22 protein-coding genes are annotated in these 23,750 nt (G+C 56.8%); 6 read left to right on the top strand and 16 right to left on the bottom strand.

Annotated features, from left to right (window positions below; translation table 11 throughout):
• Positions 1-30: 30 nt before the first annotated feature.
• From QZ869_RS19910 to QZ869_RS19890, 5 genes are all read right to left on the bottom strand, one after another.
• On the bottom strand, positions 31-1,437 hold the full coding sequence (locus QZ869_RS19910; RefSeq protein WP_296106828.1) for a TRAP transporter large permease: 1,407 nt from the start codon (positions 1,435-1,437) through the stop codon (positions 31-33).
• A 1-nt stretch (position 1,438) separates the two neighbouring features.
• Positions 1,439-2,014, bottom strand: a complete 576-nt coding sequence (locus QZ869_RS19905) for a TRAP transporter small permease (protein WP_296015351.1) — start codon at positions 2,012-2,014, stop codon at positions 1,439-1,441.
• 111 nt (positions 2,015-2,125) lie between these two features.
• Positions 2,126-3,100, bottom strand: coding sequence for a sialic acid TRAP transporter substrate-binding protein SiaP (locus tag QZ869_RS19900; RefSeq protein WP_296015357.1), 975 nt, complete (start codon positions 3,098-3,100; stop codon positions 2,126-2,128).
• Between the two features lie 77 nt (positions 3,101-3,177).
• A complete protein-coding gene (locus QZ869_RS19895) occupies positions 3,178-3,876 on the bottom strand; it encodes a FadR/GntR family transcriptional regulator (RefSeq protein WP_296099806.1) in 699 nt (232 codons plus the stop codon).
• A 122-nt stretch (positions 3,877-3,998) separates the two neighbouring features.
• Positions 3,999-5,066 (bottom strand): Ldh family oxidoreductase, encoded by a 1,068-nt coding sequence (locus QZ869_RS19890; protein ID WP_296106825.1) that lies wholly within the window; start codon positions 5,064-5,066, stop codon positions 3,999-4,001.
• A 122-nt stretch (positions 5,067-5,188) separates the two neighbouring features.
• Here QZ869_RS19890 and QZ869_RS19885 point away from each other — a divergent pair, with 122 nt between their 5' ends.
• Together QZ869_RS19885 and QZ869_RS19880 are read left to right on the top strand one after the other, a co-directional pair.
• Entirely contained in the window at positions 5,189-6,190 is a 1,002-nt protein-coding gene (locus QZ869_RS19885; protein ID WP_296106822.1) for a GntR family transcriptional regulator, read from the top strand.
• Between the two features lie 58 nt (positions 6,191-6,248).
• A complete protein-coding gene (locus QZ869_RS19880) occupies positions 6,249-7,367 on the top strand; it encodes a mandelate racemase/muconate lactonizing enzyme family protein (protein WP_296106820.1) in 1,119 nt (372 codons plus the stop codon).
• Between the two features lie 16 nt (positions 7,368-7,383).
• Here QZ869_RS19880 and QZ869_RS19875 read toward each other — a convergent pair whose 3' ends face one another.
• The 9 genes from QZ869_RS19875 to infC all read right to left on the bottom strand — a co-directional run bounded on the left by QZ869_RS19875 (position 7,384) and on the right by infC (position 17,866).
• Positions 7,384-7,908 (bottom strand): flavin reductase, encoded by a 525-nt coding sequence (locus tag QZ869_RS19875; protein ID WP_296035497.1) that lies wholly within the window; start codon positions 7,906-7,908, stop codon positions 7,384-7,386.
• Positions 7,909-8,215: 307 nt separating this feature from the next.
• Positions 8,216-10,375: a methyl-accepting chemotaxis protein gene (locus QZ869_RS19870; protein ID WP_296106818.1), complete on the bottom strand. Its 2,160-nt coding sequence runs from the start codon at positions 10,373-10,375 to the stop codon at positions 8,216-8,218.
• 387 nt (positions 10,376-10,762) lie between these two features.
• Positions 10,763-11,716 carry a tripartite tricarboxylate transporter substrate binding protein gene (locus tag QZ869_RS19865; RefSeq protein ID WP_296106909.1) on the bottom strand — a complete coding sequence of 318 codons (954 nt, stop codon included), beginning with the start codon at positions 11,714-11,716 and terminating at the stop codon, positions 10,763-10,765.
• 244 nt (positions 11,717-11,960) lie between these two features.
• Positions 11,961-14,384 (bottom strand): phenylalanine--tRNA ligase subunit beta, encoded by a 2,424-nt coding sequence (gene pheT / locus QZ869_RS19860; RefSeq protein WP_296106815.1) that lies wholly within the window; start codon positions 14,382-14,384, stop codon positions 11,961-11,963.
• A gap of 26 nt (positions 14,385-14,410) precedes the next feature.
• Positions 14,411-15,493 (bottom strand): phenylalanine--tRNA ligase subunit alpha, encoded by a 1,083-nt coding sequence (gene pheS / locus QZ869_RS19855; RefSeq protein WP_296015412.1) that lies wholly within the window; start codon positions 15,491-15,493, stop codon positions 14,411-14,413.
• Entirely contained in the window at positions 15,486-16,358 is an 873-nt protein-coding gene (locus tag QZ869_RS19850) for a hypothetical protein (RefSeq protein ID WP_062423627.1), read from the bottom strand. The genes pheS and QZ869_RS19850 overlap by 8 nt, the downstream gene beginning before the upstream one ends.
• A 127-nt stretch (positions 16,359-16,485) precedes the next feature.
• Positions 16,486-16,890 (bottom strand): 50S ribosomal protein L20, encoded by a 405-nt coding sequence (gene rplT, locus QZ869_RS19845; protein WP_027674723.1) that lies wholly within the window; start codon positions 16,888-16,890, stop codon positions 16,486-16,488.
• 40 nt (positions 16,891-16,930) lie between these two features.
• Positions 16,931-17,134 (bottom strand): 50S ribosomal protein L35, encoded by a 204-nt coding sequence (gene rpmI, locus QZ869_RS19840; protein WP_027674722.1) that lies wholly within the window; start codon positions 17,132-17,134, stop codon positions 16,931-16,933.
• A gap of 195 nt (positions 17,135-17,329) precedes the next feature.
• Positions 17,330-17,866, bottom strand: coding sequence for a translation initiation factor IF-3 (gene infC, locus QZ869_RS19835; RefSeq protein WP_062424525.1), 537 nt, complete (start codon positions 17,864-17,866; stop codon positions 17,330-17,332).
• Between the two features lie 181 nt (positions 17,867-18,047).
• Here infC and QZ869_RS19830 point away from each other — a divergent pair, with 181 nt between their 5' ends.
• Both QZ869_RS19830 and QZ869_RS19825 read left to right on the top strand, forming a co-directional pair.
• Positions 18,048-18,842, top strand: a complete 795-nt coding sequence (locus QZ869_RS19830) for an alpha/beta hydrolase (protein ID WP_296106812.1) — start codon at positions 18,048-18,050, stop codon at positions 18,840-18,842.
• A gap of 218 nt (positions 18,843-19,060) precedes the next feature.
• Positions 19,061-19,675, top strand: coding sequence for a transglutaminase-like cysteine peptidase (locus QZ869_RS19825; RefSeq protein WP_296099830.1), 615 nt, complete (start codon positions 19,061-19,063; stop codon positions 19,673-19,675).
• A gap of 33 nt (positions 19,676-19,708) precedes the next feature.
• Here QZ869_RS19825 and QZ869_RS19820 read toward each other — a convergent pair whose 3' ends face one another.
• Positions 19,709-20,632 (bottom strand): DMT family transporter, encoded by a 924-nt coding sequence (locus tag QZ869_RS19820; RefSeq protein WP_296106809.1) that lies wholly within the window; start codon positions 20,630-20,632, stop codon positions 19,709-19,711.
• 134 nt (positions 20,633-20,766) lie between these two features.
• On the opposite strand from QZ869_RS19820, the gene QZ869_RS19815 reads away from it, so the two are divergent.
• The gene (locus QZ869_RS19815) at positions 20,767-21,204 is read left to right on the top strand and encodes an Lrp/AsnC family transcriptional regulator (protein ID WP_296015449.1); all 438 of its coding nucleotides are present in this window, start codon (positions 20,767-20,769) and stop codon (positions 21,202-21,204) included.
• Between the two features lie 3 nt (positions 21,205-21,207).
• On the opposite strand, the gene mbfA is transcribed toward QZ869_RS19815, so the two are convergent.
• Positions 21,208-22,191, bottom strand: a complete 984-nt coding sequence (mbfA, locus tag QZ869_RS19810; RefSeq protein ID WP_296106807.1) for an iron exporter MbfA — start codon at positions 22,189-22,191, stop codon at positions 21,208-21,210.
• Positions 22,192-22,576: 385 nt separating this feature from the next.
• Here mbfA and QZ869_RS19805 point away from each other — a divergent pair, with 385 nt between their 5' ends.
• Positions 22,577-23,692, top strand: coding sequence for a Gfo/Idh/MocA family oxidoreductase (locus tag QZ869_RS19805; protein ID WP_296106805.1), 1,116 nt, complete (start codon positions 22,577-22,579; stop codon positions 23,690-23,692).
• Positions 23,693-23,750 lie beyond the last annotated feature (58 nt).

Here is a 23,750-nt window from a genome sequence, read left to right as displayed (position 1 = left end):
GCAAGTGCCGCGCGGACCGAAGAGTGTGACCTATCGGATCAGCCCCATTTCCTGCGGCAACCAAAGTGTGATCGCCGGAATGAAGGTGATCAGTATCAGCGCCACAAAAAGCGGAACCAGCCACGGCAGAATTGCTATGGTCGTTCGCTCCACCGAGAGCTTCGCAACGCGTGAGAGAACGAAGAGCACCATGCCAAGCGGCGGATGAAGCAGGCCGATCATAAGGTTCAGCGTCATGATGATCCCGAAATGCACCGGATCGATGTGGAACTGCAAGACCAGCGGCAACAGGATCGGCACCAGAATGGTGATAGCGGCAATCGTATCCAGGAAGCAGCCGACAAACAGCATCAGTAGGTTGACCAGCACGAGGAAAATCCACTTGCTGTCCGTCAGCGTCAGAATTGCCGACGACAGAACCTGCGCTGCCTGACTGACAGTCAGAAGCCATGCGAACACCGAAGCTGCCGCCACGATGAACAGAACCGATGCCGTGGTTTCGATCGTGTCGAAGGTTGCTTTCGCCAGTGTCTTGAGGGTCATCGTGCGGTAACGAACGAGACCGAGGAAGAGCGACCATAGAACCGCAGCAACTGCCGCTTCCGTGGGCGTGAACCAGCCCATCGTCATGCCACCGATCAGAATGACAGGCGTCATCAGCGCCATCACCGCGGAGAAATCGAAGTACCAGTCGCAGAAGACCAGCACCACGAGAGCAATCAGAATGGCGAGGTTCAGCGACAGACCAAACATCGTCATGACATAGATACTGGCCGGAACCAGCATGACGACGAAGACTTCGAAAGACGCGCCGAAGATCGTGCGCAGGCTAAAGGGCGTGTCCGACCCCCACTGTTTGACATAGGCGAAGACAGCAACCGTGATCATCATCAACAGCGTCATGACGACGCCTGGAACGATACCCGCCATGAACAGCGCACCGATCGAGACGTTGGCCATCATCCCATAGATGACAAAAGGCAAGGATGGCGGAAAGATAGGACCAAGCGTTGCCGAAGCGGCGGTGACCCCGACCGCAGCTTCAACCGGGTAGCCGTGATCCTTCATGGCCTTGATTTCGATTGTGCCGATGCCGGCTGCGTCTGCCAGGGCTGTGCCGGACATGCCGGAGAAGATCACCGAGCCAATGATGTTGACCTGAGCGAGACCACCCTTCATCCAGCCGACAAGCGCCACGGCAAAGGAATAGATGCGGCCCGTAACACCAGCCGAGTTCATCAGGTTGCCAGCCAGAATGAAGAAGGGCACCGCAAGAAGCGGAAAGCTTTCGACGCCCGCGATCATGCGTTGGGCTGCGATGATATCCGGCGCGACATTGTAAGAGACAATATAGAGCAGTGACGACACTGCCATGGAGATGGCGACAGGAAGGCCGACGACCATCAAAACGAGGAAAGAACCGATCAGCAGCAGCATCTCAAATCTCCTCGCTCGTCTGGAATTCTTCCGGCCGCTCCAGAACGGAGTAGCCGCGACGCTGATTGGCCACGAAAACCTGGACCGAGCGCAGGAACATCAGCACGAATGCGCCGAAGACGGTGTAAAAGACAATGTTGCGTGGCAGCGCCACGGTGACCATTTCCTCGTCCGCTACGATCTCCAGATAACGCCACATCAGCCAAGAGCCGTAGGCGAAAAAACCGATGCGGATGACATCGACTAGGATCGCCATGATGCGCGTCAGATTTGGCGGCAGATAGTGATAAAGCACGTCGACCTGGATGTGGCGCGACATGCGAACGCACATGACCGAGCCGAGGAAGACGACGCCGATCAGGCAGTTGACGGCGATTTCTTCCGTCCACGCGTAGCTGTCGTTGAGAACATAGCGCGTGAAGAACTGGAGGAACACGCAACCCGTCATCATCCAGAAAAGGGCGAGCGTCAGCCAGTCTTCAAAGGCGTAAACGGAAAGGTCGGCATCCGGCGGGGCCTCGTCGAACGTATGGGCAAGTTCCTCGGGCGTGACCTGAGTATGAATTTCCTGCGTCATTGAAATGATCCGGTTGGAGCATCGGCGCAAGCAGCAGGTTCAAGATGCGCTCATCTGCCGGTGCTGAAAACGAGAAGGATGGCGCGGAGCAAGCCCCGCGCCATGCGCGATTTACTGGATGGCGCGGATCGCTTCCCAATCGGCCTTGTTGTATCCGAAGTCTTCGAACTTCACCTTGTCGAGCACGTTCTTTTCGAAGTCGGCCTTGTCGACTTCCGTCACGGTCAAGCCACGCTTCTTGAAGTCGTCAACAAGCGCCACTTCCCTTTCCTCGATGATTTTCGTCGTCTTGGTGGCGGCTTCCTGCATCACGTCGACGAAGATTTTCTTGTCTTCGTCAGAGAGACTTGCCCAGCGCGACTTGGAGATGACCGTGTTGAGGTGGTCAACAATGTGGCCGGTCAGAACGATGTTCTTCTGCACTTCAAAGAACTTCTTCGCCTCGATGGTCGTCAGCGGGTTTTCCTGCGCATCGACGGTGCCGTTCTGCAGCGCGAGGTAGACCTCGGCGAAAGCAATTGGCGTGGTGTTGGCGCCGCATGCGCGTGGCATGGCGAGATAGGCAGGCACGTCGGGAACGCGCATCTTAACCCCGTTCAGGTCGCTGCACTTTTCGATAGGCTTGTTGGATGTCGTGTGACGCGTTCCGTAATAGCTGACCGCCGCAATCACGTTGCCAGTCTTGTCCTCATAGCCCTTGGCCAGGCGCTTGAAGACGTCGCTCTTGGTGTATGCGATCAGGTGTTCTGGATTGCGGAAAATGTAAGGGAAATAGGTCACGCCGATCGGCTTGGAATCGCGTGCGGCAAAGCTAGAGCCGGAAATGATGATATCGACCGTGCCGAGTTTCAGGCCCTGGTTGATATCGGCCTCCTTGCCGAGCTGAGAAGCTGGGAACACATCGATTTTGTAACGACCTTCGGTGCGCTTTTCGATTTCCTTGGCAGCCCAGACAGACTCGGTGTGGAATGGCTCCGTCGTTTCATAGACGTGAGCCCATTTCAGCACGGTCTGCGCCTGCGCAGATAGTGCGGAAGCCATGATGATCGCTGTGGCACCCAGCAAGGTTTTCAATCTGAACGTCATTTCTTGTCTCCTCCCGAAACAGTGTCAGATGTCTCATTCTCTACCGCGCGGATAAACCAAGCGGCATCGTCCCTCCCTCAAGCCTCCTCTCCGAAGCTTTGAGAAAATCTTTTTTGCGATTGGCTGAGATGGCGCTGCATTGCAGCCTTGGCAGCGTCCGGATCATTGGCTGCAATAGCATCGCGGATCACAACATGCTCTTCGAGCGCCAGACGCCATGTGCGCGGCCCCTCGAAATGGCTGGCAAGACGCTCAAAATAGGGCGTCATTCTTCGATCGAAAATGTGGCCGGTGAAGCGATGCAGTGTTCCATTCCCGATGATGTCGGCAATGGCGAGATGAAATGCCCGGTCATTGACCAGCATCTTTACGGCATCGCCAATGGCATCTTCCATGCGCTTAAGATTGTCGTCGAGAAGCGCGACGTGCGATGGCGTCGCCTGCCTCGCCGCCTCTTCGGCGATAGCGCCTTCGATGATGCTGCGTGCCTGAAGGATCTCGAAAGGACCATCGCCTTCATCCGCTGGAAGAGCTGAAGTCGATTTCGGGCGCTGGCTGACATAGACCCCGGACCCCATTCTGATCTGAATATAGCCCTCCACCTCGAGAACGATCAGCGCCTCTCGAACGGTGGGTCGCGAAACGGAAAAGCGTTCGGCGAGATCGCGCTCTGCAGGAAGCTTGGCGCCCTCGGAAATTTCACCCGTCTCGATCAATGTCCTGATCTGATCTGCCACCTGCCTGTAGAGGCGACGCGGCTCCAGCGCCACAAACATGCTGTCTCCTCCCCCAAGGATCAATATTGGTCAAGTGGTCTTACCAATCATCTTCATTAAGGCGGAACCGTGACAAAAGTCAACAGGCAAAGCTTTGCCCGAAGCCGTCCGAACATGCCGCCTTAGGCAAAGGGCCACTCGACACCAAAGCGATTGGACAACTCAGCGAAGGACTTGCGGGTCGCAGGATCGAGAGCAACGCCTTCACGAACTCTTTGCGCTGCCACCTGCCATTCACGATCTCCCGGCACCATGACACGCGCACCATCGCGGGCAGCCGATCCCCGCAACGTATCGACGTAACGCTTCATCGCATCATCGAAGATGGCTCGCTCCAGAAATGCCTCGGGCTTCAGCGCCAGAACGAAAGCTCCCATGCCGCGCGGCGTGGAGAAATCCGGTCCTCCCATGGACGCGATATCGAAACTCAGTTTCATGCCGGTCAAAACGGCACTGAATATTTCCGCGACGCCAGCAAGCGCTGCGCCTTTGAATCCGAACTCGCCGCCGAGCGGCGCAAGCATCGCCGCGGCATCGGCATCTCTGGTATCGAGACCCTTTTCGTCCGATGCTGTCGCACGCGGCAAAGGCTGGCCGAGGCTTCGGTACAGGAGCACGCGGTTATAGGGGATGGAACTCGTTGCCATGTCGAGCAGCCAGGGATCAGACCCGCCAGACGGAACCCCGACTGCTATCGGATTGGTGCCGTGGAAGCGCTGGGCGCCATCGTGCAGGCGAACGAAGCTATCGGAATTGCAGAACGTTATTCCGATGAACCCTCGCCGCGCCGCCTCTAACGAATAGGCTCCAGCCGGACCGAAGTGCGACGTATTGCGAATGGCCACAGCGCCAATCCCGAACCTCGACGACAGCTCGATAGCGCGGTTCATCGCAGTGTATGCGGCAAGCGCACCGTGCGCGTCGTCCGCATCCAGCGTCTCCACCGCACCAAAACTTGTCGCCGTCTTCAACTGCGGAGCGCGGTTGATGCGTCCTCCCTGGAGGGCCGTAACATAATGATCAAGCAGACGGACGCCATGGCTGTCCACGCCGTATCGCGTACCGTGCATCATGGCGCGGGTAGCGGCATCCGCAGTCGCCACATCGGCGCCACAGGCGCCAAAGACCGCCCTACAAAACTGGTCGAGCAGCGTCAAAGGAACATGAGCCTGCGCCTCGTCCTGCAGCATTGCGGTTCCCTTTCTAAAAATGTCTTATGCATACACTAGACATCAAATAAGAGACATGCAATCCCTGTGACGGCAAAATCCTGACTGTCGATCAGGACAAGCTAAGGGATGGCATTAATCAAATGAAACGTGTGACGACCGGCATTGCGCCTCGCCTTTACCGGCGGGCCTGCGAGATTCTGGCAGCTGATATTGCCAACGGCGTCATATCGCACGGCTCCCGCGTGACGGAAACCATGGTCGCCAATCGCTTTGGTATTAGCCGCGCTCCCGCACGCCAGGCGCTTGCAGAACTTGAGCGACTGCATCTTGTGCGAAAATCGGAGAGCCGCGGCTATGATGTCGTGGCAAAAAGCCGAGTCTCAGTCGCAATGGGGGCAACGGATGGTGATTCCCCAATTCTTGCCGATACGACGCGCATTCAGGCGCGATCCAGCTGGGAACTCATCTACGATAATATCGAAATTGAAATCGTGTCGCGCACATCGCTTGCCGACTGGCGGATCAACGAGGCGGTTCTGGCTAAACATTATGGCGTCAGCCGGACGGTGGCACGCGATGTGGTCGCTCGCCTGCAAGAACGCGGCATCGTCCGCAAGGATGACAGTGGGCGATGGTATGCCCCGGCACTGACCGCCAAACATATCGGCGAGCTTTATGAGCTGCGCTGGCTTCTCGAACCGATCGCATTGGAAAAGGCAGCGGCAAATCTCCCCGACGGGCTGTTGCTTTCACTGCGCAAGAACGTCGCGGACACTATCCAGTCGGTCGACAAGATCGATGGCGAAACGCTGGACGCGCTGGAACAGCAACTCCATGTCGAGCTTCTGGGTTACTGTGGAAATACGTCGCTGATGCGCGCGATCAGTCTGCCGCAGGCGCTGCTTGTCGCACATCATTTCCTCTATCACTGGACAATGGGGCTTTTCGATAGCGAACCCTTCTTGCCCGAACATCTGGCGATTTTCGATAGCCTTCTTGAAGGAGATATCGATGGTGCCAAAGCCGGGCTGGTGCGCCACCTACAAATTTCCAGAAGCCGCGCGATGATGCGCATCAAGGCTGTCGCTGAAGTCATATCACCCGACGAATTGCCGTATCTCGAAAAGCTGGAGAGCGATTGAGGGCAGCGCATTTCGACAAAACACATACTACCCGATAACCGGAGGAGGGTTATCCATCATGAAAATAGCATCTGTCCACCCGTTCATTCTGCACCTGCCACTCACCTCAGATTCCATTTCGGACTCGACCCATTCCATCACCCATTGGGGCGTCGTTGGCGCCAAGATCATGACAACAGACGGACTGGAAGGCTACGGCTTCACAGGCACGCATGCCCACCTCGCATCGGATCGACTGATCACATCTTGCATTCGTGATTGCTACGCGCCGCTGCTGATCGGCGAGGATGCCGACGACCATTCAAGGCTGTGGATCAAACTTGCACGTTATCCATCGCTTCAATGGGTCGGTCGCGCCGGGATCACCCATCTGGCGCTCGCCGCCGTCGATGTCGCACTCTGGGATTTGAAGGCGAAGAAGGCAGGTGTACCGCTCTGGAGCTATCTCGGTGGCGCGCGCACCGACAAGCTCGAAGCCTATAATACCGACATTGGATGGCTGTCTTTCTCAAAGGACGCTCTTCTGGAAGGATCCGCACAGGCTGTGGAGCAGGATGGATTTACCCGGCTAAAGATCAAGGTCGGCCACGACGATCCGAATGTAGATATCGAAAGGCTGACGGCAGTTCGCGCGCGTCTGGGCGGTTCGGTGAGAATTGCCATTGATGGAAACGGCAAATGGGATCTGCCTACATGCCAGCGCTTTTGTGCTCTTGCCCGCGATCTCGACTTATACTGGTTTGAAGAACCGCTCTGGTATGACGATGTCGGCAGTCATGCCACACTTGCTCGTAACACCGCAATTCCGATCGCGCTCGGTGAACAGCTCTACACCGTCGATGCCTTCCGTTCCTTCATAGCGGCAGGTGCGGTTGCCTATGTTCAGCCCGACGTAACCCGCCTCGGCGGTATTACCGAATATATTCAGGTGGCGGATTTGGCACTTGCTCACCGACTGCCGGTGGTGCCGCATGCCGGCGAGATGAGCCAGGTGCATGTCCACTTGAGCTACTGGCACCCCGCCTCGACGATCCTCGAATATATCCCATGGATCAAGGACCATTTCGAGGAGCCGGCAGATGTTCAGGGCGGAATCTACAACCTGCCGCAGCGCCCCGGTGCGGGTACGACCGTGCTGGAAGAAAGCTTCGCCCGCTTTGGCAAAAGCATAGGGTGAGCCGCGTTGCGCGGGATCAGAGCGAGCGATACCCGCGCTTGAAGTAGATCAACGCCTCTTCGCCGTCACCAATGGCAGTATCGACGACATCGCAAATGATGATGTCGTGCGTGCTGCCATCGTGGATGGCGCGGACGCGACAATCGAAGGACGCAAGCGCGCCCTTCAGAACCGGCGCGCCGGTTTGAAGAGAAGTCCACTCACCGCCTGCAAATCGTTCGTCGCTCGGGGTCTTGCCGCCGAAGAGACGGCTCAAATGTTCCTGATCGGCAGACAGCGTGTTGACGCAGACCACGGCATTTTCAAACAACATCCTGTGAGCGGACGAGCTGCGATTGATGCAGACAAGGAGGGTCGGGGGATTGTCGGAGACGCTGCAGACAGCGGTGGCGGAAAAACCCGCCCTGCCCGCAGGCCCATCCGTCGTGACGATATTGACTGCGCCGGCAAGCTGCGCCATCGCGTTTCTGTAGTCCAGGCTGCGCTCTTCCGCAGTCTTAATCCCCATTGCGGCTTCCTTCTCACCATCTGACATACGCATCTCAAGCGACTGTTCCTAAAAAGTCGTCAAATACCGGACGTCTGTTCCGCTCCACATTAACGTCTCGAGGCCGCAAGGGAATCGAAAATTCTCCCCGCAGCGAATAAATGCGGACCGGCCTCAATTCGCTATCCCCCAGAGCGCCTTACGTCGTCTTGTTGGATGCACAAACAACGCCTTGCCTTCTTGAAGACGCGCATCGTGATTTTTGCGAGATTCCGAGCCTGATTTTTGTACCTCTAGTGGTGACGGAAAAAGCCCCGGACGACAGCCGGGGCCTTTCATCAGCGATGCTGATCGCGCAGTTTCAGAACTCTTCCCAGCTGTTTGCCTTCAGCGCAGCGTTCCCGTTGAAGGAAGACGCAACGCGATTGACGAGGTTACGGACTGGAGAGCGCTGAGGTGCCGCAGAAGGAACGACGGGACGTGCCGAGGCCGCCGTTTGAGCGCTGCGCTGCGAACCCGTTTCGAACGCGCCCACAAGGGAAAACAGCGAATCGGCCTCTCTGGCGAGCGAGTGGCTGGCTGCCGTCGACTCTTCCACCATGGCAGCGTTCTGCTGCGTGCCCTGATCCATTTGGGAAACCGCGTTATTGATTTCCTTGATACCGGTGGACTGCTCACGCGATGCCTCAACGATTGACAACACGTTGACGCTGATATCCTTCACCTGCGCGACGATGTGGGTGAGAGCCTCACCCGTCTCACCGACAAGGCCAACACCGTTTTTGACATAATCGCCTGACTTGGCAATCAGTGCCTTGATGTCCTTTGCAGCACTGGCCGATCGTTGGGCAAGCTCGCGCACTTCCTGAGCGACGACAGCAAATCCCTTGCCGGCCTCGCCGGCGCGTGCGGCTTCGACGCCAGCATTGAGTGCTAGCAGATTGGTCTGAAACGCAATCTCGTCGATGACTCCAATGATATTGGAAATCTCTCTTGAAGACGCTTCGATCTCGTTCATGGCGCCGATGGCCTTTGTCACGACAACGCCGGAGCGTTCGGCGTTTTCACGCGTTTCGTTCACGAGGCGGCCGGCCTCCTCTGCCCGGCGCGTCGTATCCGCCACCGTGGTCGTGATCTGCTCCAGCGCCGCGGCGGTCTCTTCGACCGACGCTGCCTGCTGTTCTGTGCGTCGTGCCAAATCGTCGGCAGATGCTCTGATCTGGTTGGAACCGGCCGCGATACCCTGGGCGTTTCCGCTGACCTTTATGATCGTATCCTCAAGCCGCTCTATCGCACCATTGAAGTCCACGCGGATCTTGTCGAGACGGTCAGCGAAGCTGTCTTGGATGCGGTAGTTCAGCTTGCCGTTTGCAAGAGCGCCGAGACCCGCACCGAGCGTATCGACCACGTGCTGCACTTCCGCCGCGTCCTGGGCCTGCCGCGCTTCGCGCTCCAGACGTTCACGTTCTGTGAGCGATCGGTTGGCCTCGGCTTCGGCCTCGAGCTTGAGACGCTCCTGGGCGTTGGTTTTGAAGACTGCAACGGAACGAACCATTTCGCCGATCTCGCTGCGGTCCGGTTCAACATCCAATGCCGCATCGGCGCGACCTGCTGCAAGCTCACGCATGGTGCCGACTACGCTGCCGATAGGGCCCGTGATCGAGCGGGTAATGATTGCTGCAAGAACAGCCACGACGGCAAGGACAGCTAAGGATGTTAGAATTGATACCGTAAGGCCACGTTGTTCAGACGTCGCAACGCCAGTGGCATAGTCACTCAGTTCCGCACCGACCTTGTCTTCGACCGTCTTGAGAACGTTGATGCGGTCCGTGGTCGCTTTGTACCAAGCCTCTCCGCTGATGCCACTCAACTGGCCACCAAACGGCGCCTGGAGAAGGACAGAGCGCTGCGTATCGACAAGCTTGGCGGCATCGCTGCCAAGTGCAGCCTCCAGCGCTGATTTTTCAGCAGCACCCGCATAGGAATCGAAGATCGAGAAATAGACGCCCTGCATGGCACCGAGGCGAACGAATTTCTGATAGCTTTCGGGAGTGATGCTTCCGGTGGTAAAGGCCGCGGTTCCCACGGTTCGTTCCTGGCCCGCCCGTTCCTTCCCTTGCAGGAGTGCAGAATAGGCGATGATCCGATTGGAAATGCGGCTGTCCGACGTCAGAGAACTCATCGATTCGATGAGCTTGATCTGGCTGCCGATCGTATCGGCGAAATAAGCACCGATATCGGCAACGGATGCCTTTAGCGAGTTGATGTCCTGCCGCATGGCGTCAAGCTTGTCGAGCTTTGTTTGCGCGGTGATGGCGAGCTGCATGAAAGCAGGAGAGCCGGCGGCTTCTTCAGTCGTCAGATTAAGCTTTCGAAATCTCGCAATCGCGGCATCGGTCACGAGGCGCTGTTTTTCGAGAAGAGGTCCGAACTCGCCCTGCCCCTTCGCACCCACAAAGCCGGCAGAAGCACCGCGCTCCTTCTGAATTTCGTGGACCATACCACCGATCAGAGGTGCCATGGCTGAGATCTCAGAGACGGAACTGGCTTGAGAGGCAACGTCCAGCCTTCGGAAATTATCTTGGACCACAGCGCCTAGGAGGGCGATTGTTGGGATAGCGGCAACCACGACGATGCGGGTGCTGATTTTCAAGTTCCTGAAAAAATTCACTTTTGCCTCGATCCATCTGAAGACTCTTCGACGGCGCTTAAACGCCTGCGACGACTTTCGTCATGGATGAAGGTAATAGGATAAAATAATTTATTATCGGTTTAATTGCCTAAATGATGATCAGGTGTAACAGCAGTTGATCACATTTTTCATGGCTTAACCAACAGGTAAGGATTGGAGGTGCCTTCCCCTGCGGAGATACTGGGGAAGACGATCCATCGCGAGGCTGTACTGGCCTTAGTCCATCTGAACGTTGGCTTCCTTCACCACTGGACCCCATTTGGCAATCTCTTCGGACACGTGGGTCTTCAGCTCCTCCGGCGACGAACCGACGATTTTAGCGCTGAAATCCGCCATGCGCTTTGCCACATCCGGATCGGACAGTGCCGTTTTGGCAGCCTCATTCAGCTTGGCGATTGCCTCAGGCGGCGTCCCCGCCGGTGCGAAAAGTGCGTTCCAAGTATAGGTTTCGTAACCAGGCACGGTTTCGGCAATTGTCGGCACATCTGGGAATGAGGAAGCTCGCTCCGCCGTCGTCACACCCAGCGCCTTCAAGGTTCCAGATTTGATATGTGCAGAAGAGGACGGCAAATTGTCGAACATGATTGAGATCTGGTTACCGAGAAGGTCATTCAAGGCCGGACCGGAACCCTTGTAAGGCACGTGCTGCATCTCAACGCCGGCCATGCTCTTGAACAGTTCGCCGGAAAGGTGAAGCGGCGTGCCGTTGCCGGAAGAGGCATAAGCGTGTTTATCTGGCTCCTTTTTCAGAAGCGCGATTAGTTCGGCCACGTTGTCGACGGGCAGCTGCGGATTGACCACGAGCACGTTAGGCACGATAACCAGAAGAGAAATCGGCGCGAAATCTTTTTCGGGATCATATGGCTTTGTCTTGAGGATCAACGGGTTGAGCGCATGTGTCGCAACCGTGCCCATCAGGATCGTATAGCCATCCGGCTCGGCACGGGCGACGCGGTCGGCACCGAGATTTCCACCTGCCCCACCGACATTTTCCACGACGATCTGCTGACCAAGAGCATCGCCCATTTTCTGCGCAATCACACGTGCAACGACATCGGTAGAGCCGCCTGCCGCAAAAGGCACGACGAGCGTGATCGCGCGCTCAGGAAAGCCTTCGGCATAAGCAGCCGTGTTAAACGTCAACAAAGCTGCCGCAGATGCAGCAAGCATCAAAGCTGCACGTCGTTTCAAAAATCCAATTGCCATAAAATCTCCTCCACACGGCCAACTGGCTGGTACGCATAGTACTAAAAGCAACGTCCGCATCAACCTGTACATGCGTTGGGCGAAGAGTCTCGCTTCAAATTGTTACAGAATACACGTATTGCGCGTCTTTGAAGTCTTGAGTGACCGTGCCCGGAAACAAAAAACCCGCCGTGAAGCGGGTTTTCAGTGCCACAATATCGAGGGCGGGTTATGCGCGAAGCACGCCGCCCGTTGTCTTTTCGACATTCCCGACGATCTTCGCGGTCAAGGCCTCGAAGTCCTCGTCGGTCAATGTCTTGTCCACCGGCTGGATCTGAACTTCGATCGCGATCGACTTCTTGTTATCACCAAGCGACGCGCCTTCGAAGACGTCAAAGACATTGACTCCGGTGACGAGCTTGCGATCAGCGCTGGTAGCTGCCTTGATGATGGCTCCCGCTTCGACAGACTTGTCGACCACGAAGGCGAAATCGCGCTTCACGACCTGGAACGGTGAAAGATCCAAGGCTGGCTTCGTACGTGTCGCCTTCTTCTTCGGTTCGGCCATGGCGTCGAGATAAATCTCGAAGCCGCAATAGGCACCGGAGACATCAAGAGCGCCGAGCGTCTTCGGATGGAACTCGCCGAAGTAACCAAGAACGACCTTCGGGCCCATCTTGATCGTGCCGGAACGGCCGGGATGATACCAGGAAGGGGCACCAGCCTCTATCTGAACATTGGCCATTGGCAGACCGCACGCCTCGATCACTGCCAGCGCATCTGCCTTGGCATCATAGACGTCGACAGCCTTGCCGCCGCCCTTTGTGGCGTTCGACCACATGCGGCCTGCACCGGCAAGCGAGGCCGTGCCGCGGCGAACACCACCGGCAACGCGACGCTGTCCTTCCGGCGTATCGCTTTCATAGGTGCCGGACACTTCGAAGATGGCGACATCGCCATAGCCCTTGTCGGAATTACGCTGTGCAGCAGTCAAAAGGCCGGGAAGCAAAGATGGCCGCATGTCCGACATGTCGGCCGCGATCGGGTTGGCGAGCTTCAACGCGGGCGAACCGCCACCGAAGAGCTTGGCCTGCGCTTCCGGAATGAAGGACCATGTGACAGCCTCCAGCATACCGCGGCTGGCAAGCGCGCGGCGTGCGGTGCGCGTGCGGATTTGCAACGTCGTTAGAATGCGACCGTTGACGGCACCAAGGTTCTCAAGCGGTTCCGGCTTGATGTTATCCACGCCATGGATACGCATGACCTCTTCCACCAGATCCGCCTTGCCATCGACGTCCGGACGCCATGATGGCACCGACACGGAAACACGCTCGCCGGAGCCTTCGATGCCGAAACCGAGACCTTTGAGGATAGCAAGACTTTCTTCCGCCGAAACCTCGAGACCCGTCAGGCGCTTTACCTCGGAGAGTGGGAAATCAATCCACTTCGGCTCGAAGCCCTTGTAGCCGACGACCTTTGCTTCTCCAGCCGAACCACCGCAAAGCTCGAGCACCAGCTCCGTCGTGCGCTCGAGGCCCGGCACCATATATTCCGGATCGACGCCGCGTTCGAAACGATAGCGCGCATCGGTGATGATGCCGAGAGAACGGCCCGTCTTGGCAATATTGATCGGATCCCAGAGCGCCGACTCGATCAGCACGTCCACAGTGTTCTCGTCGCAGCCGGAATGCTCGCCGCCCATGATGCCACCGATGGATTCAAGCCCATTGTCGTCAGCAATCACCACATTGTTCGGACCAAGCTTATATTCGCGCTGGTCGAGAGCGAGAATGGTTTCGCCTTCCTTTGCGCGACGCACGACCAGATCACCCTTCACCTTGGCGGCGTCGAAGACATGCATCGGACGGCCCTGATCGAAAGTCATGTAGTTGGTGATATCCACCAGCGCATTGATGGGGCGAAGACCGATGGCAAGCAAACGCTGCTGCATCCATTTTGGGCTCGGACCATTCTTCGCGCCGCGCACGATACGAAGCGAAAAGCCAGGGCAAAGTGCTGCATCATCCAGCTCGAGTTTGACGTCGACCGGCGTCGAACCCTCGACCTTGAAGCTCGGCGCAGGCCGTGTCTTCAGCGTGCCGAGACCGGATGCCGCCAGATCGCGAGCGATGCCGTAAATCGAGGTGCAGTCCGGGCGGTTCGGCGTGAGATTGATCTCGATGACCGGATCATCCAGCCCCGCATAGGAGGCGAAGGATGTGCCGACCGGCGCATCGTCCGGCAGGTCGATAATGCCGTCGTGATTGTCGGACATGTTGAGCTCCTTCTCGGAGCACATCATGCCGTGACTTTCGACACCACGGATCTTTCCGACAGACAACGTTACATCGATTCCCGGAACATAGGTGCCAGGACGCGCCAGAGCGCCGACGAGACCGGCCCGCGCATTCGGCGCGCCGCAGACGATCTGCACAGGCTTGCCGTCACCGGCATCCACCGACAACACCTTCAGGCGATCTGCCTCGGGATGCTTTTCCGCCGACAGGATCTTGGCGATGACAAAAGGCTTGTAAGCGGCCTTGTCGTCAACGTCTTCGACTTCAAGACCGATGGCCGTCAGGCGTTCGCAGATCTGCTCCAGAGAGGCATCGGTATCGAGATGCTCTTTCAGCCAGGAGAGTGTGAATTTCATAATCTATTACTCCTCGACTTGGCCGATCAGACGCTCAGACCGCCGAACAGCGTCGGCATGTCGAGCGGGCGGAAGCCGTAATGGTTCATCCAGCGAACATCGGCGTTGAAGAAATCGCGCAGGTCCGGCATGCCGTATTTCAGCATGGCGATGCGATCCAGACCCATGCCCCAGGCAAAGCCCTGATACTCATCCGGATCGAGACCGCCGGCGCGCAGCACATTCGGGTGCACCATGCCGCAGCCAAGGATTTCCATCCAGTCCTTGCCTTCGCCGAACTTGACGATCGGCCCGGAACGGTCGCACTGGATATCGACCTCGAAGCTCGGCTCGGTGAAGGGGAAGAAGGACGGACGGAAGCGCATGACGACGCTGTCGACCTCGAAGAAGGTCTTGCAGAACTCCTCGAGGATCCAACGCAGGTTTCCGACATGCGCCTTCTTGTCGACCACCAGGCCTTCGACCTGATGGAACATCGGCGAGTGGGTCGCGTCCGAATCCTGGCGGTAGGTCTTGCCGGGAATGACGATGCGGATCGGCGGCTTCTGCGCTTCCATTGTGCGCACCTGCACCGGCGAGGTGTGCGTGCGCAGTACCTTGCGTTCACCCTTTTCATCCGGTTGGAAGAAGAACGTGTCGTGCATTTCGCGCGCCGGATGGCCTTCCGGGAAATTCAGGGCCGTGAAGTTATAGTAGTCGGTTTCGATATCCGGACCTTCGGCAATGGAAAATCCCATATCTGCAAAGATTGCGGTAATCTCATCGACGATCTGGCTGATCGGATGGATGCGACCGCGCTCGGCCGGAGACTGACGGACTGGCAAGCTCACGTCGAGCGTTTCGGCTTTCAACCGCGCTTCGATCGCTGCGTCCTTCAACTCGCTCTTGCGGGCGGTCAGGAAATCCGTCACTTCCGTCTTCAACTGATTGATGGCGGCACCACGCGTCTGGCGTTCCTCCGGCGTCATGGTGCCCAGTGTCTTCAGCAGCTCGGAGACCGAACCTTTCTTGCCAAGTGCTGACAGGCGCACAGCCTCGATGGCCGCCTCGTCTGCGGCCGAGGCGATGTCCGACATCAGTTGCGATTTCAAAGTGTCCAGTTCAGTCATCTTTTCCTGCCTTGCCAAAGGTCTTAGCCTCGGCATCGGTTTCAACAGCATTCTTTAGAAAGTCGGTCGCCACGATAAAGCGTCGCAGATCACTACCCATCTGGACGCGCCCGATCAACCGGGCGAGAGGCAAAAATCGGCTGAGCACACGCACCAGACGGCGCAATTCATCGATCGTGGCCTGCGGCGCATTGGCTGCCCATCCGCGATAGGCTGCACCAAGCGTTTCTTCGCGCTTTTCGGCAAAGGCGCTAAGCGGCAAAAACAACAGCCAAAGATCGCGTGCCTGGGCGCTGGCAAGTGGCATGACGGCCTGCGGCTCTTCTTCGAAATCCATAAAGCCGATACGGCCCTCTTTGAGGAAAAAGTCACGAATATGCGGCCGCCCATGACACAGGCCGGCAGCATGGAGTTGTCCGAGCGTCTTGGCCGATTGAACCAGAAGCTGATCGGGATCGCCCGCTACTGCCTTGTGCGCGATGATGCCCTGTATCGTCTCTCCCACATCTTCCAGAACGATTGCCGTGTCGGAGGAGTAGATGATGGCAGGAACGGTAAAGCCTGCGTCGCGGAACTCGATCATCCGGCGCTTCTCGCGCCCCATCATCTCGACGGGTGACAGGATCGGCGACGGCCTCAGGAAAGCATAGGGCAGAAGGCGACCGGCCAAACCCTGTAACTTGCCCCACCATCGCGGTTCTTCCGTGCCTTGGCGCTTGATCCAGACGGCGCCAGAACTCAGCTCCAGTCTCTGGATGCGTCTTTCGCTCATTAACAGGGTCTGCATAAGCGCAGCAATATCGGCGTCCTCCAAGTGAACGTGGAAGCCCTGTTCTCTCTCGCTGGCAGTGGCAGCCTGAAGCATGATGTTCCCGTTGGCGCATCGCGGCGCCCCAGAGCGCTCCCTATGGACGGAAGCCATTCCAAAAGTAAAACCCGCCCCGGTTGCCCGGCGCGGGTTTCGAATGAACAACAATTTGTCCGCGCCGTAATTACTTTACAGCGGATTCAAACTCGTTGGCCGTACCGGCATCCTTGAGGTACTCAAGAGCCTTCTTCGCAGCGTCGACGAGCGCGCCGAAAGCGGCCGGCTCATGGATAGCCATGTCGGACAGAACCTTACGGTCGACTTCGATGCCAGCCTTGTTCAGGCCGTCGATGAAGCGGCCGTAGGTCAGGCCGAATTCGCGAACAGCAGCATTGATACGCTGGATCCACAGAGCGCGGAAGTTGCGCTTGTTGACCTTGCGGTCGCGGTAAGCGTACTGCTTGGAACGATCAACCGCCGCCTTTGCTGCGCGGATGGTGTTCTTGCGACGGCCGTAGAAGCCCTTCGCAGCCTTGAGTGTCTTGGTGTGCTTGGCGCGGGAAGTTACGCCACGTTTTACGCGTGCCATGTCATGATCTCCTTAAAGTGTCCAAAAATGCGGAAAAGTCTTAGAGACCGTTCGGCAGGTAGTTCTTGACGACCTTTTTGCCGTCAGCTTCGGCCAGAACCATGGTTCCGCGCGCGTCGCGAATGAACTTGTTGGAACGCTTGATCATGCCGTGGCGCTTACCGGCGGCGGCTGCGAGAACCTTGCCGGTGCCAGTGATCTTGAACCGCTTCTTAGCAGCGGATTTCGTCTTCATCTTGGGCATTTTGCTACTCCGTTATTTTGTATCGAAACAGGCAGACGAAGCCCGCTTCAAGCTATTCAGGAACGGCCACGGCATGCCCTGCCGGACCGTTCGGACGCGCGCTTATAACCGCAGTTATGAAAAAGCGCAACGGGGAAGCAGAACTTCCCCTGCAAGGGTGGAAAACGCCAGCTTCGATACCAGCGCGCCCAGGCATTACTTCGGTGCAAGCACCATCATCATCTGGCGGCCTTCGAGCTTCGGCTCAGCTTCCACCTTGGCAATTGCCACGGTGTCTTCCTTGACCTGCTGAAGCAGCTTCATGCCGAGTTCTTGGTGGGCCATTTCGCGGCCACGGAATTTCAGCGTTACCTTAACCTTGTCGCCTTCTTCAAAGAAACGGCTGATCGCCTTCATCTTCACCTCATAGTCATGGGTGTCGATGTTCGGACGCATCTTGATTTCCTTGACCTCGACGATCTTTTGCTTCTTACGCGCTTCGGCCGCTTTCTTCTGGGTCGAATATTTCAGCTTACCGAGATCGAGAATCTTGCATACAGGCGGTTCGGCGTTCGGCGAAATCTCGACAAGATCAAGACCGGCCTCTTCCGCCATCTTCAACGCCTGATCCGTCGGCATCACGCCGAGGTTCTGGCCTTCTTCATCAATCAGCTGAATTTTGGGAATTCGAATTTCCCTGTTTGAGCGCGGGCCTTCCTTGACGGGGGCATCGGCTTTGAACGGTCTGCGAATGGTCGTATTCTCCTGATCTGTTTCGGGATCGCGTCGGCAAAAACAGCTTGTCGGTGCAAATGGCGGAAATGTCGTGAATGCCGCCGCGAAGTCAATAGCATGCCTTTGCAAAAAAATCACCTCCTCTCGTGGTTTTTACGAATCTGTTCTACAGGGGAGAAAGAAACGACAGGAGATTGAGATGACCGACGCACACCAAGCCCCACACTATATTGTCGTTGGCCATGGCGACGCCGCACGCGAAATTGCGATCGTGTCCCGGTCGGCGTCAAAGTCGGATCACCGCCCTGCCCTCGTCTGGCTGGGTGGCTATCGCTCCGACATGACCGGTACAAAAGCCGTCGAGCTCGATCGCTTTGCCGAGCAGGAGCAGCTTGCCTGTATCCGCTTCGATTATTCGGGCCACGGTGTTTCGAAGGGCGACTTCAAAAAGGGCACTATTTCCCGTTGGCTGGAGGAATCGCTTGCCGTTCTCAATGATAAGGCACCCGAAAGCGTCATTCTCATCGGCTCGTCCATGGGCGGATGGATTGCGCTGCGCCTGATCGAAGAGTTGCGCAAGCGCCAGGATGGACCGAAGGTGGCAGGCCTCGTCCTCATCGCTCCCGCACCGGATTTCACCGCTGAACTGATAGAGCCAAACTTGACCGAGGCTGAAAAGGCATCGCTTATCGAAAACGGTTACTTCGAGGAGCCATCGGAATACAGCTCCGAGCCCAACATCTTCACGCGCGATCTGATGACGGATGGTCGCAACAATCTGGTTTTGAAGGGCGTGATCGATACGGGTTGCCCAGTCCACATTCTTCAAGGCATGCGCGACGAAGACGTGCCGTATCAACATGCGCTGCGGCTGATGGAGCACCTTCCCGCAGATGATGTTGTGCTCAGCCTTATCCGCGACGGCGACCACAGGCTGTCTCGGCCTCAGGATATCGAGCGGATGCTCGCGGCGGTCAAAAGCCTTGTAGCCTAGGGCGCCGAGCGCCCCAAAGGCCCACAGCCGCTCCACGGGTTTGGACCGACGCCCGCTCTTTCCGAAGAGCGATGTCGGTTCTCGGGACTGCGCCGTGAGCATTTCGGCAACGCTCTTAACCATATTATTCATCTTGCATTCATGGAAGCCCTGCTCCCAATTGACACTTACCCCTGATCTCTCTTAACACTTTATTAAGACTTCAAGGGACGGGTTTGATGATGAATGCATCGCAGGCACGGGCGCTGCTTTTTGCAGTTGCGGCCGGACTACTTTCTGCTGCCTCGGTGCAGGCCGAGAACAAGGGCAGCCCTGCCATGGTAACGGGTGGCATTACGTCCCAGCCCATTGGTCATTATGAGTTCTGCCAGAGATACGCAGCGGAGTGCGACATTCGCAGCAAACTCACACCGCCACCGCGCGTCACCGAATATGGCTGGACCGTCATTCGTGATATCAATACCGAGGTGAACACCACCATCGTCGCCATGACCGACCAGGAAGTCTATGGCAAGGACGAGTATTGGGAATATCCCAAGACCGCGGGCGACTGCGAAGATTTTGTACTTCTCAAGCGCAAGAAGCTGATCGAAAAGGGCTTTGCCGTTTCCGACCTTCTGATCACCGTGGTTCGCAAGCCGGATGGTGAAGGTCATGCAGTGTTGACCGTTCGAACCAACAATGGCGACTTCATTCTCGACAATCTGTCGAATGAGGTGAAGCTTTGGACGGACACCAATTACACCTATCTGAAGCGCCAGGCCTCCTTCAACACGGGTCGCTGGGTTTCGATCGAAGATGGGCGCGATGTTCTTGTCGGCGCACTGCGCTAAAGAGATCGCATCGACAAAAACCTGAAAGCACGATCATTGACGCATAGAACGCGATGTCTTCTCTGAGGCGTCGCGTTTTGCTTTGAGATGCGGCACGGCTGACCAGCCCAATGTCGAACCAGCAGCGGCCACAAGAATGGCGACCACACCGACGATCTGTAATAGCTGCAGATGATGCCCAAAGGCGATACGATCGATGATGATCGCCGCCACCGGGTATATGAAGGACAGGGAGCCGGTCAGGTTGGTCGGCAATTTCTGGATTGCGCCGTAGAGCAGAATATACATCAGCCCGGTATGAACGACGCCCAGCGTCAGCAAAATTGTCCATGCTTGCGCCTCGATGCGAGGCCCATGTGCCGAAAATGGCAGGAGGAGAAAAATACCGGTTGCCACCTGAATGAGCGCGATCAATTGCGGCGGAACGCCTTTCAGCGTCTTGGCGATGATGGCGGCCACGGCGTAGAAGAACGCCGCTGCAAGGGCAAGCGCGATTCCCGCGACATAGTTTTCGCCGGAATATCCCGCACCGGGCTTCGCATAGATAATCGCAAGTGTGCCGAGAAACGAAATGACGAGCCACAGCAGTTTATTGAGCGTCAACTTCTCAGAGAGAACGAGTGCGCCCAAGGCAACCAGCATAAAGGGCTGAGTGTTGTAGACCGCGGTCGCGATCGAAATCGATGCGCGTGGATAGGCGGCGAACAAAAGCAGCCAGTTCGTGACAATCGCGACACCACCGAGCACTGCCAGACCAGCTTGCCGACGTGATATGAGGCCAAGCCGAAGAAATCCCATCCCCGCACAAATCGGCAGCAGGACCGCCGCGCCGAACACGCAGCGCCAAAACACGACGCTTGTAACGGGCTGACCGGACAAGACCACGAATAACCCGATCGTTCCCGAAATCACCATCGCGCTTGCCATCTCAAGAACGCCGCGCATCTTTTCAGTCATTGTGAGCCCCTCATTGCCATGCGAGGATTTTAATGGACCCGATCAGATATTGCCTCTATTCTTAAGAGGCAAAACCTGGATATGTCCTATCAAAAGAAGGTTTTTGGCGACCCGAGCTTTGAAAGGAAAATCCAGTGCTCGATGATGTCGATAAGCGCATTCTTGAGCTTCTGTCACGCGACGGGAGAATGTCGGTCAAGGATCTCGCGCAGAATGTGGGGCTATCTGCGCCGAGCACGTCGGACCGGATCAGACGCCTGGAAGAGCGGGGCGTTATTCGGGGCTTTACCGTGGAAGTCGACCCGGAGAGTATCGGGTTCACGCTTCAAGCCATCATTCGTGTCCGCCCGTTACCCGGAAAGCTGCATGTTGTTCAGCAACTCATCGAGCAAATCCCTGAGATTTCCGAATGTGACAAGGTGACGGGCGATGATTGCTTTATTGCGCGTCTGCACGTCCGGTCTATCGAAGAGTTGGACACGATCCTCGACCGGATCGCCGATAAGGCGGAGACCAACACGTCGATCGTAAAGTTGCAGCCGGTCAAACGCCGGCTGCTTCCTCTCGGATGAACGTCACCCGTGGCCGATGATAATGCCAGCCGCCAAGACCAGAGAGCCACCAAGGACCACCTGAAACACGGCGCGCAAGAAAGGGGTTTCCATGAACCTGTTCTGGATGAAGGCGATTGCCCACAATTCAATGAACACAACGACGGCGGCAATCGCGGTTGCGGTCCAAAAATGCGGAATGAGGTAGGGAAGCGCGTGACCGAGACCGCCGACAGCGGTCATGATGCCGGATGCGAGGCCGCGCTTTAACGGCGATCCGCGCCCCGAAAGCTTGCCATCATCATGCGCCGCCTCCGTAAAGCCCATGGAGATGCCAGCACCGACGGACGCGGACAGGCCGATCAGAAACGTCTGCCATGTATCCTGCGTGGCAAAAGCTGCGGCGAAGATTGGCGCAAGCGTCGAAACCGAACCGTCCATCAGGCCCGCAAGACCCGGTTGCACATAGGTCAGCAGGAACTGTCGCTTGGCGGTTTCCTCTTCGTCCGCACGTGCATCTTCCGGCAGATGCTTTTCTCCGAGCATACTGGCAATGTCCTCATGCCCCCGCTCAGCCTCGGCCAGATCGCCAAGGAGCTTTCGCGTCTGCGCGTCCGTGACGTGACGGATAGCCTCGTCGTAGAAACGGATAGCCTGCTGCTCCATCTCTTCGGCCTGCTCGCGGACATGCTCAACCGTCAAAGTCTTCACCAGCCAGTCCGGTTTACGTTCGTAAAAACCACGGACATGTTCACGCCGGATAAGCGGAATGACATCGCCAAAGCGTTGCTTGTGCATGTCGATCAGGACATTGCGATGCGCATGCTCCACCTCGGCCATATCGTCGAAAATCTTGGCGGATTGCGGATATTGGGCCCGCAGATGGTCCGCATAAGAGCGGTAGATTCTTGAATCGTCCTCCTCGGAAGAAATGGCGAGTGCTAGGATTTCCTGCTCGTTGAGGGATGAAAAAGGGCGCTTGGAGGAGGAGAAGAGGCTACGAAACATGGGACCATCCTTTTAGAATGGTTCTAATTACTGCGATTGAAAACTTTCTTCAAGGGGTTTTAGAATAATTCTAAATGTGGTTTTCGCTCAGACAGGAGCGGGCTTGATCAATGCCTGTCGTAACACGGCATCCACTTTCATGACCTTTTGAAATGACAACGGATCCGCAATCGGCAACGGAAACATCACGCCGACTGAGCGACCATCGACACGCCCCGCGATTTTAAGTCGAGCATCCGGGTTAGGCCAACGATGTCCCGTGAAGGCGAGCCCAGCGTAACATCAATGACGATCGGTCGGAACATTGCTCACGTTCCGGCATTCCCTGTTAATCAATGCCGTATTCAGCTGTGTTGAGCCTCCATCATAAAATTCCGAGAGTGCAATGCCGACATCAGAACAGAAAATCCGTTACGCAGTGGTCGCGGGAGGCCAGATATCGCAACAAGCATTCATGCCCGGCATCAAGCAGACCGATAATTCAGAGCTCGTAGCGCTCGTCACCGGCGATCCGGTGAAAGCAGACAAGCTTGCAGGGCTCTACGGCATAAAGGCGTGGTCCTATGAGCAATATGACGAATTGTTGAGATCCGGAGATATCGACGCGGTTTACGTGGCGACCCCGAACTTCCTCCACGCCCCATTCGCTGTTGCCGCTCTTGAGGCCGGCATTCACGTCCTGCTGGAAAAGCCGATGGCGTCGAGCATAGAAGAGGCAGAGCAAATTCTGGCGGCACAGAAGAAAAGTGGTGCCAAGCTCATGATCGCATACCGTCTTCATCATGAACCCGGAAACGTCGAGCTCTTCACACGGGCCGGTCGGGGCGATTTCGGTGAGCTACGCAGCTTTTCCTCGACCTTCGCGCAGAATGTTGCCGAAGAGAATTCCCGTGGTCACAATGGTTACTGGTGTGGGCCGGTGCCGGATATGGGCGCCTATCCGCTTAATGCCGTGCGCAACCTTTTTGGTGACGAACCAATCGCAGTTCACGCGGTCGGGACAAAGACTCGCGATCGCGGCTTCAACTTCCATGATACTGTCGCACTCACATTGCTCTTTCCGCAGGAGCGCACTGCCCAGTTTACCGTGAGCTATGCCACTGCTTCGGCCGAGAATTTTACCCTGGTAGGAACGAAATCTACCATAGAAGCCTCACCCTGCTATATGTTCGGTCCTTCTATTGGCATCGCCTATCGGGAAATCACCGAGGATGGCGAGCAGGAACACACTTTCGAGCCCGTAGACCAATTCGGTAATGAGACGCAGTATTTCTCCTATTGCATTCTCAACGACACAAACCCTGAAGCCGACGGTGAAGAAGGTCTGATGGATATGCGTGTTCTGGCCGCTGTCGAGAAATCGCTCGAAACTGGCGAGACGATAACCTTGCCCGCCGCTTCACGATCGCGACGCGTCGCGGCAGACCAAGCTCTTCATCTCGCTCCTGCTGAACAGCCATCGGAAGACGAGATGATCAACATCGTTCCACAGTCGAAATGATCGCAGTTTTGGCGCCTCGCGACGGTATCGCAAGGCGCCAGACACAATGGTAAATTAG

Origin of the sequence: uncultured Agrobacterium sp., from assembly GCF_913777885.1 — a bacterium.
GTDB lineage: Bacteria > Pseudomonadota > Alphaproteobacteria > Rhizobiales > Rhizobiaceae > Agrobacterium.
Note: the sequence above shows the minus strand (reverse complement) of the source record. Positions and strands in the feature narration are given on the sequence as shown.

Coding starts and splice junctions, on each gene's coding strand:
- QZ869_RS19910 (WP_296106828.1), bottom strand. CDS start 1,437: ATGCTGCTGCTGATCGGTTCTTTCCTCGTTTTGATGGTCGTCGGCCTT.
- QZ869_RS19905 (WP_296015351.1), bottom strand. CDS start 2,014: ATGACGCAGGAAATTCATACTCAGGTCACGCCCGAGGAACTTGCCCAT.
- QZ869_RS19900 (WP_296015357.1), bottom strand. CDS start 3,100: ATGACGTTCAGATTGAAAACCTTGCTGGGTGCCACAGCGATCATCATG.
- QZ869_RS19895 (WP_296099806.1), bottom strand. CDS start 3,876: ATGTTTGTGGCGCTGGAGCCGCGTCGCCTCTACAGGCAGGTGGCAGAT.
- QZ869_RS19890 (WP_296106825.1), bottom strand. CDS start 5,066: ATGCTGCAGGACGAGGCGCAGGCTCATGTTCCTTTGACGCTGCTCGAC.
- QZ869_RS19885 (WP_296106822.1), top strand. CDS start 5,189: ATGAAACGTGTGACGACCGGCATTGCGCCTCGCCTTTACCGGCGGGCC.
- QZ869_RS19880 (WP_296106820.1), top strand. CDS start 6,249: ATGAAAATAGCATCTGTCCACCCGTTCATTCTGCACCTGCCACTCACC.
- QZ869_RS19875 (WP_296035497.1), bottom strand. CDS start 7,908: ATGCGTATGTCAGATGGTGAGAAGGAAGCCGCAATGGGGATTAAGACT.
- QZ869_RS19870 (WP_296106818.1), bottom strand. CDS start 10,375: ATGGCACCTCTGATCGGTGGTATGGTCCACGAAATTCAGAAGGAGCGC.
- QZ869_RS19865 (WP_296106909.1), bottom strand. CDS start 11,716: ATGCTTGCTGCATCTGCGGCAGCTTTGTTGACGTTTAACACGGCTGCT.
- pheT (WP_296106815.1), bottom strand. CDS start 14,384: ATGAAATTCACACTCTCCTGGCTGAAAGAGCATCTCGATACCGATGCC.
- pheS (WP_296015412.1), bottom strand. CDS start 15,493: ATGACTGAACTGGACACTTTGAAATCGCAACTGATGTCGGACATCGCC.
- QZ869_RS19850 (WP_062423627.1), bottom strand. CDS start 16,358: ATGCTTCAGGCTGCCACTGCCAGCGAGAGAGAACAGGGCTTCCACGTT.
- rplT (WP_027674723.1), bottom strand. CDS start 16,890: ATGGCACGCGTAAAACGTGGCGTAACTTCCCGCGCCAAGCACACCAAG.
- rpmI (WP_027674722.1), bottom strand. CDS start 17,134: ATGCCCAAGATGAAGACGAAATCCGCTGCTAAGAAGCGGTTCAAGATC.
- QZ869_RS19830 (WP_296106812.1), top strand. CDS start 18,048: ATGACCGACGCACACCAAGCCCCACACTATATTGTCGTTGGCCATGGC.
- QZ869_RS19825 (WP_296099830.1), top strand. CDS start 19,061: ATGATGAATGCATCGCAGGCACGGGCGCTGCTTTTTGCAGTTGCGGCC.
- QZ869_RS19820 (WP_296106809.1), bottom strand. CDS start 20,632: ATGACTGAAAAGATGCGCGGCGTTCTTGAGATGGCAAGCGCGATGGTG.
- mbfA (WP_296106807.1), bottom strand. CDS start 22,191: ATGTTTCGTAGCCTCTTCTCCTCCTCCAAGCGCCCTTTTTCATCCCTC.
- QZ869_RS19805 (WP_296106805.1), top strand. CDS start 22,577: ATGCCGACATCAGAACAGAAAATCCGTTACGCAGTGGTCGCGGGAGGC.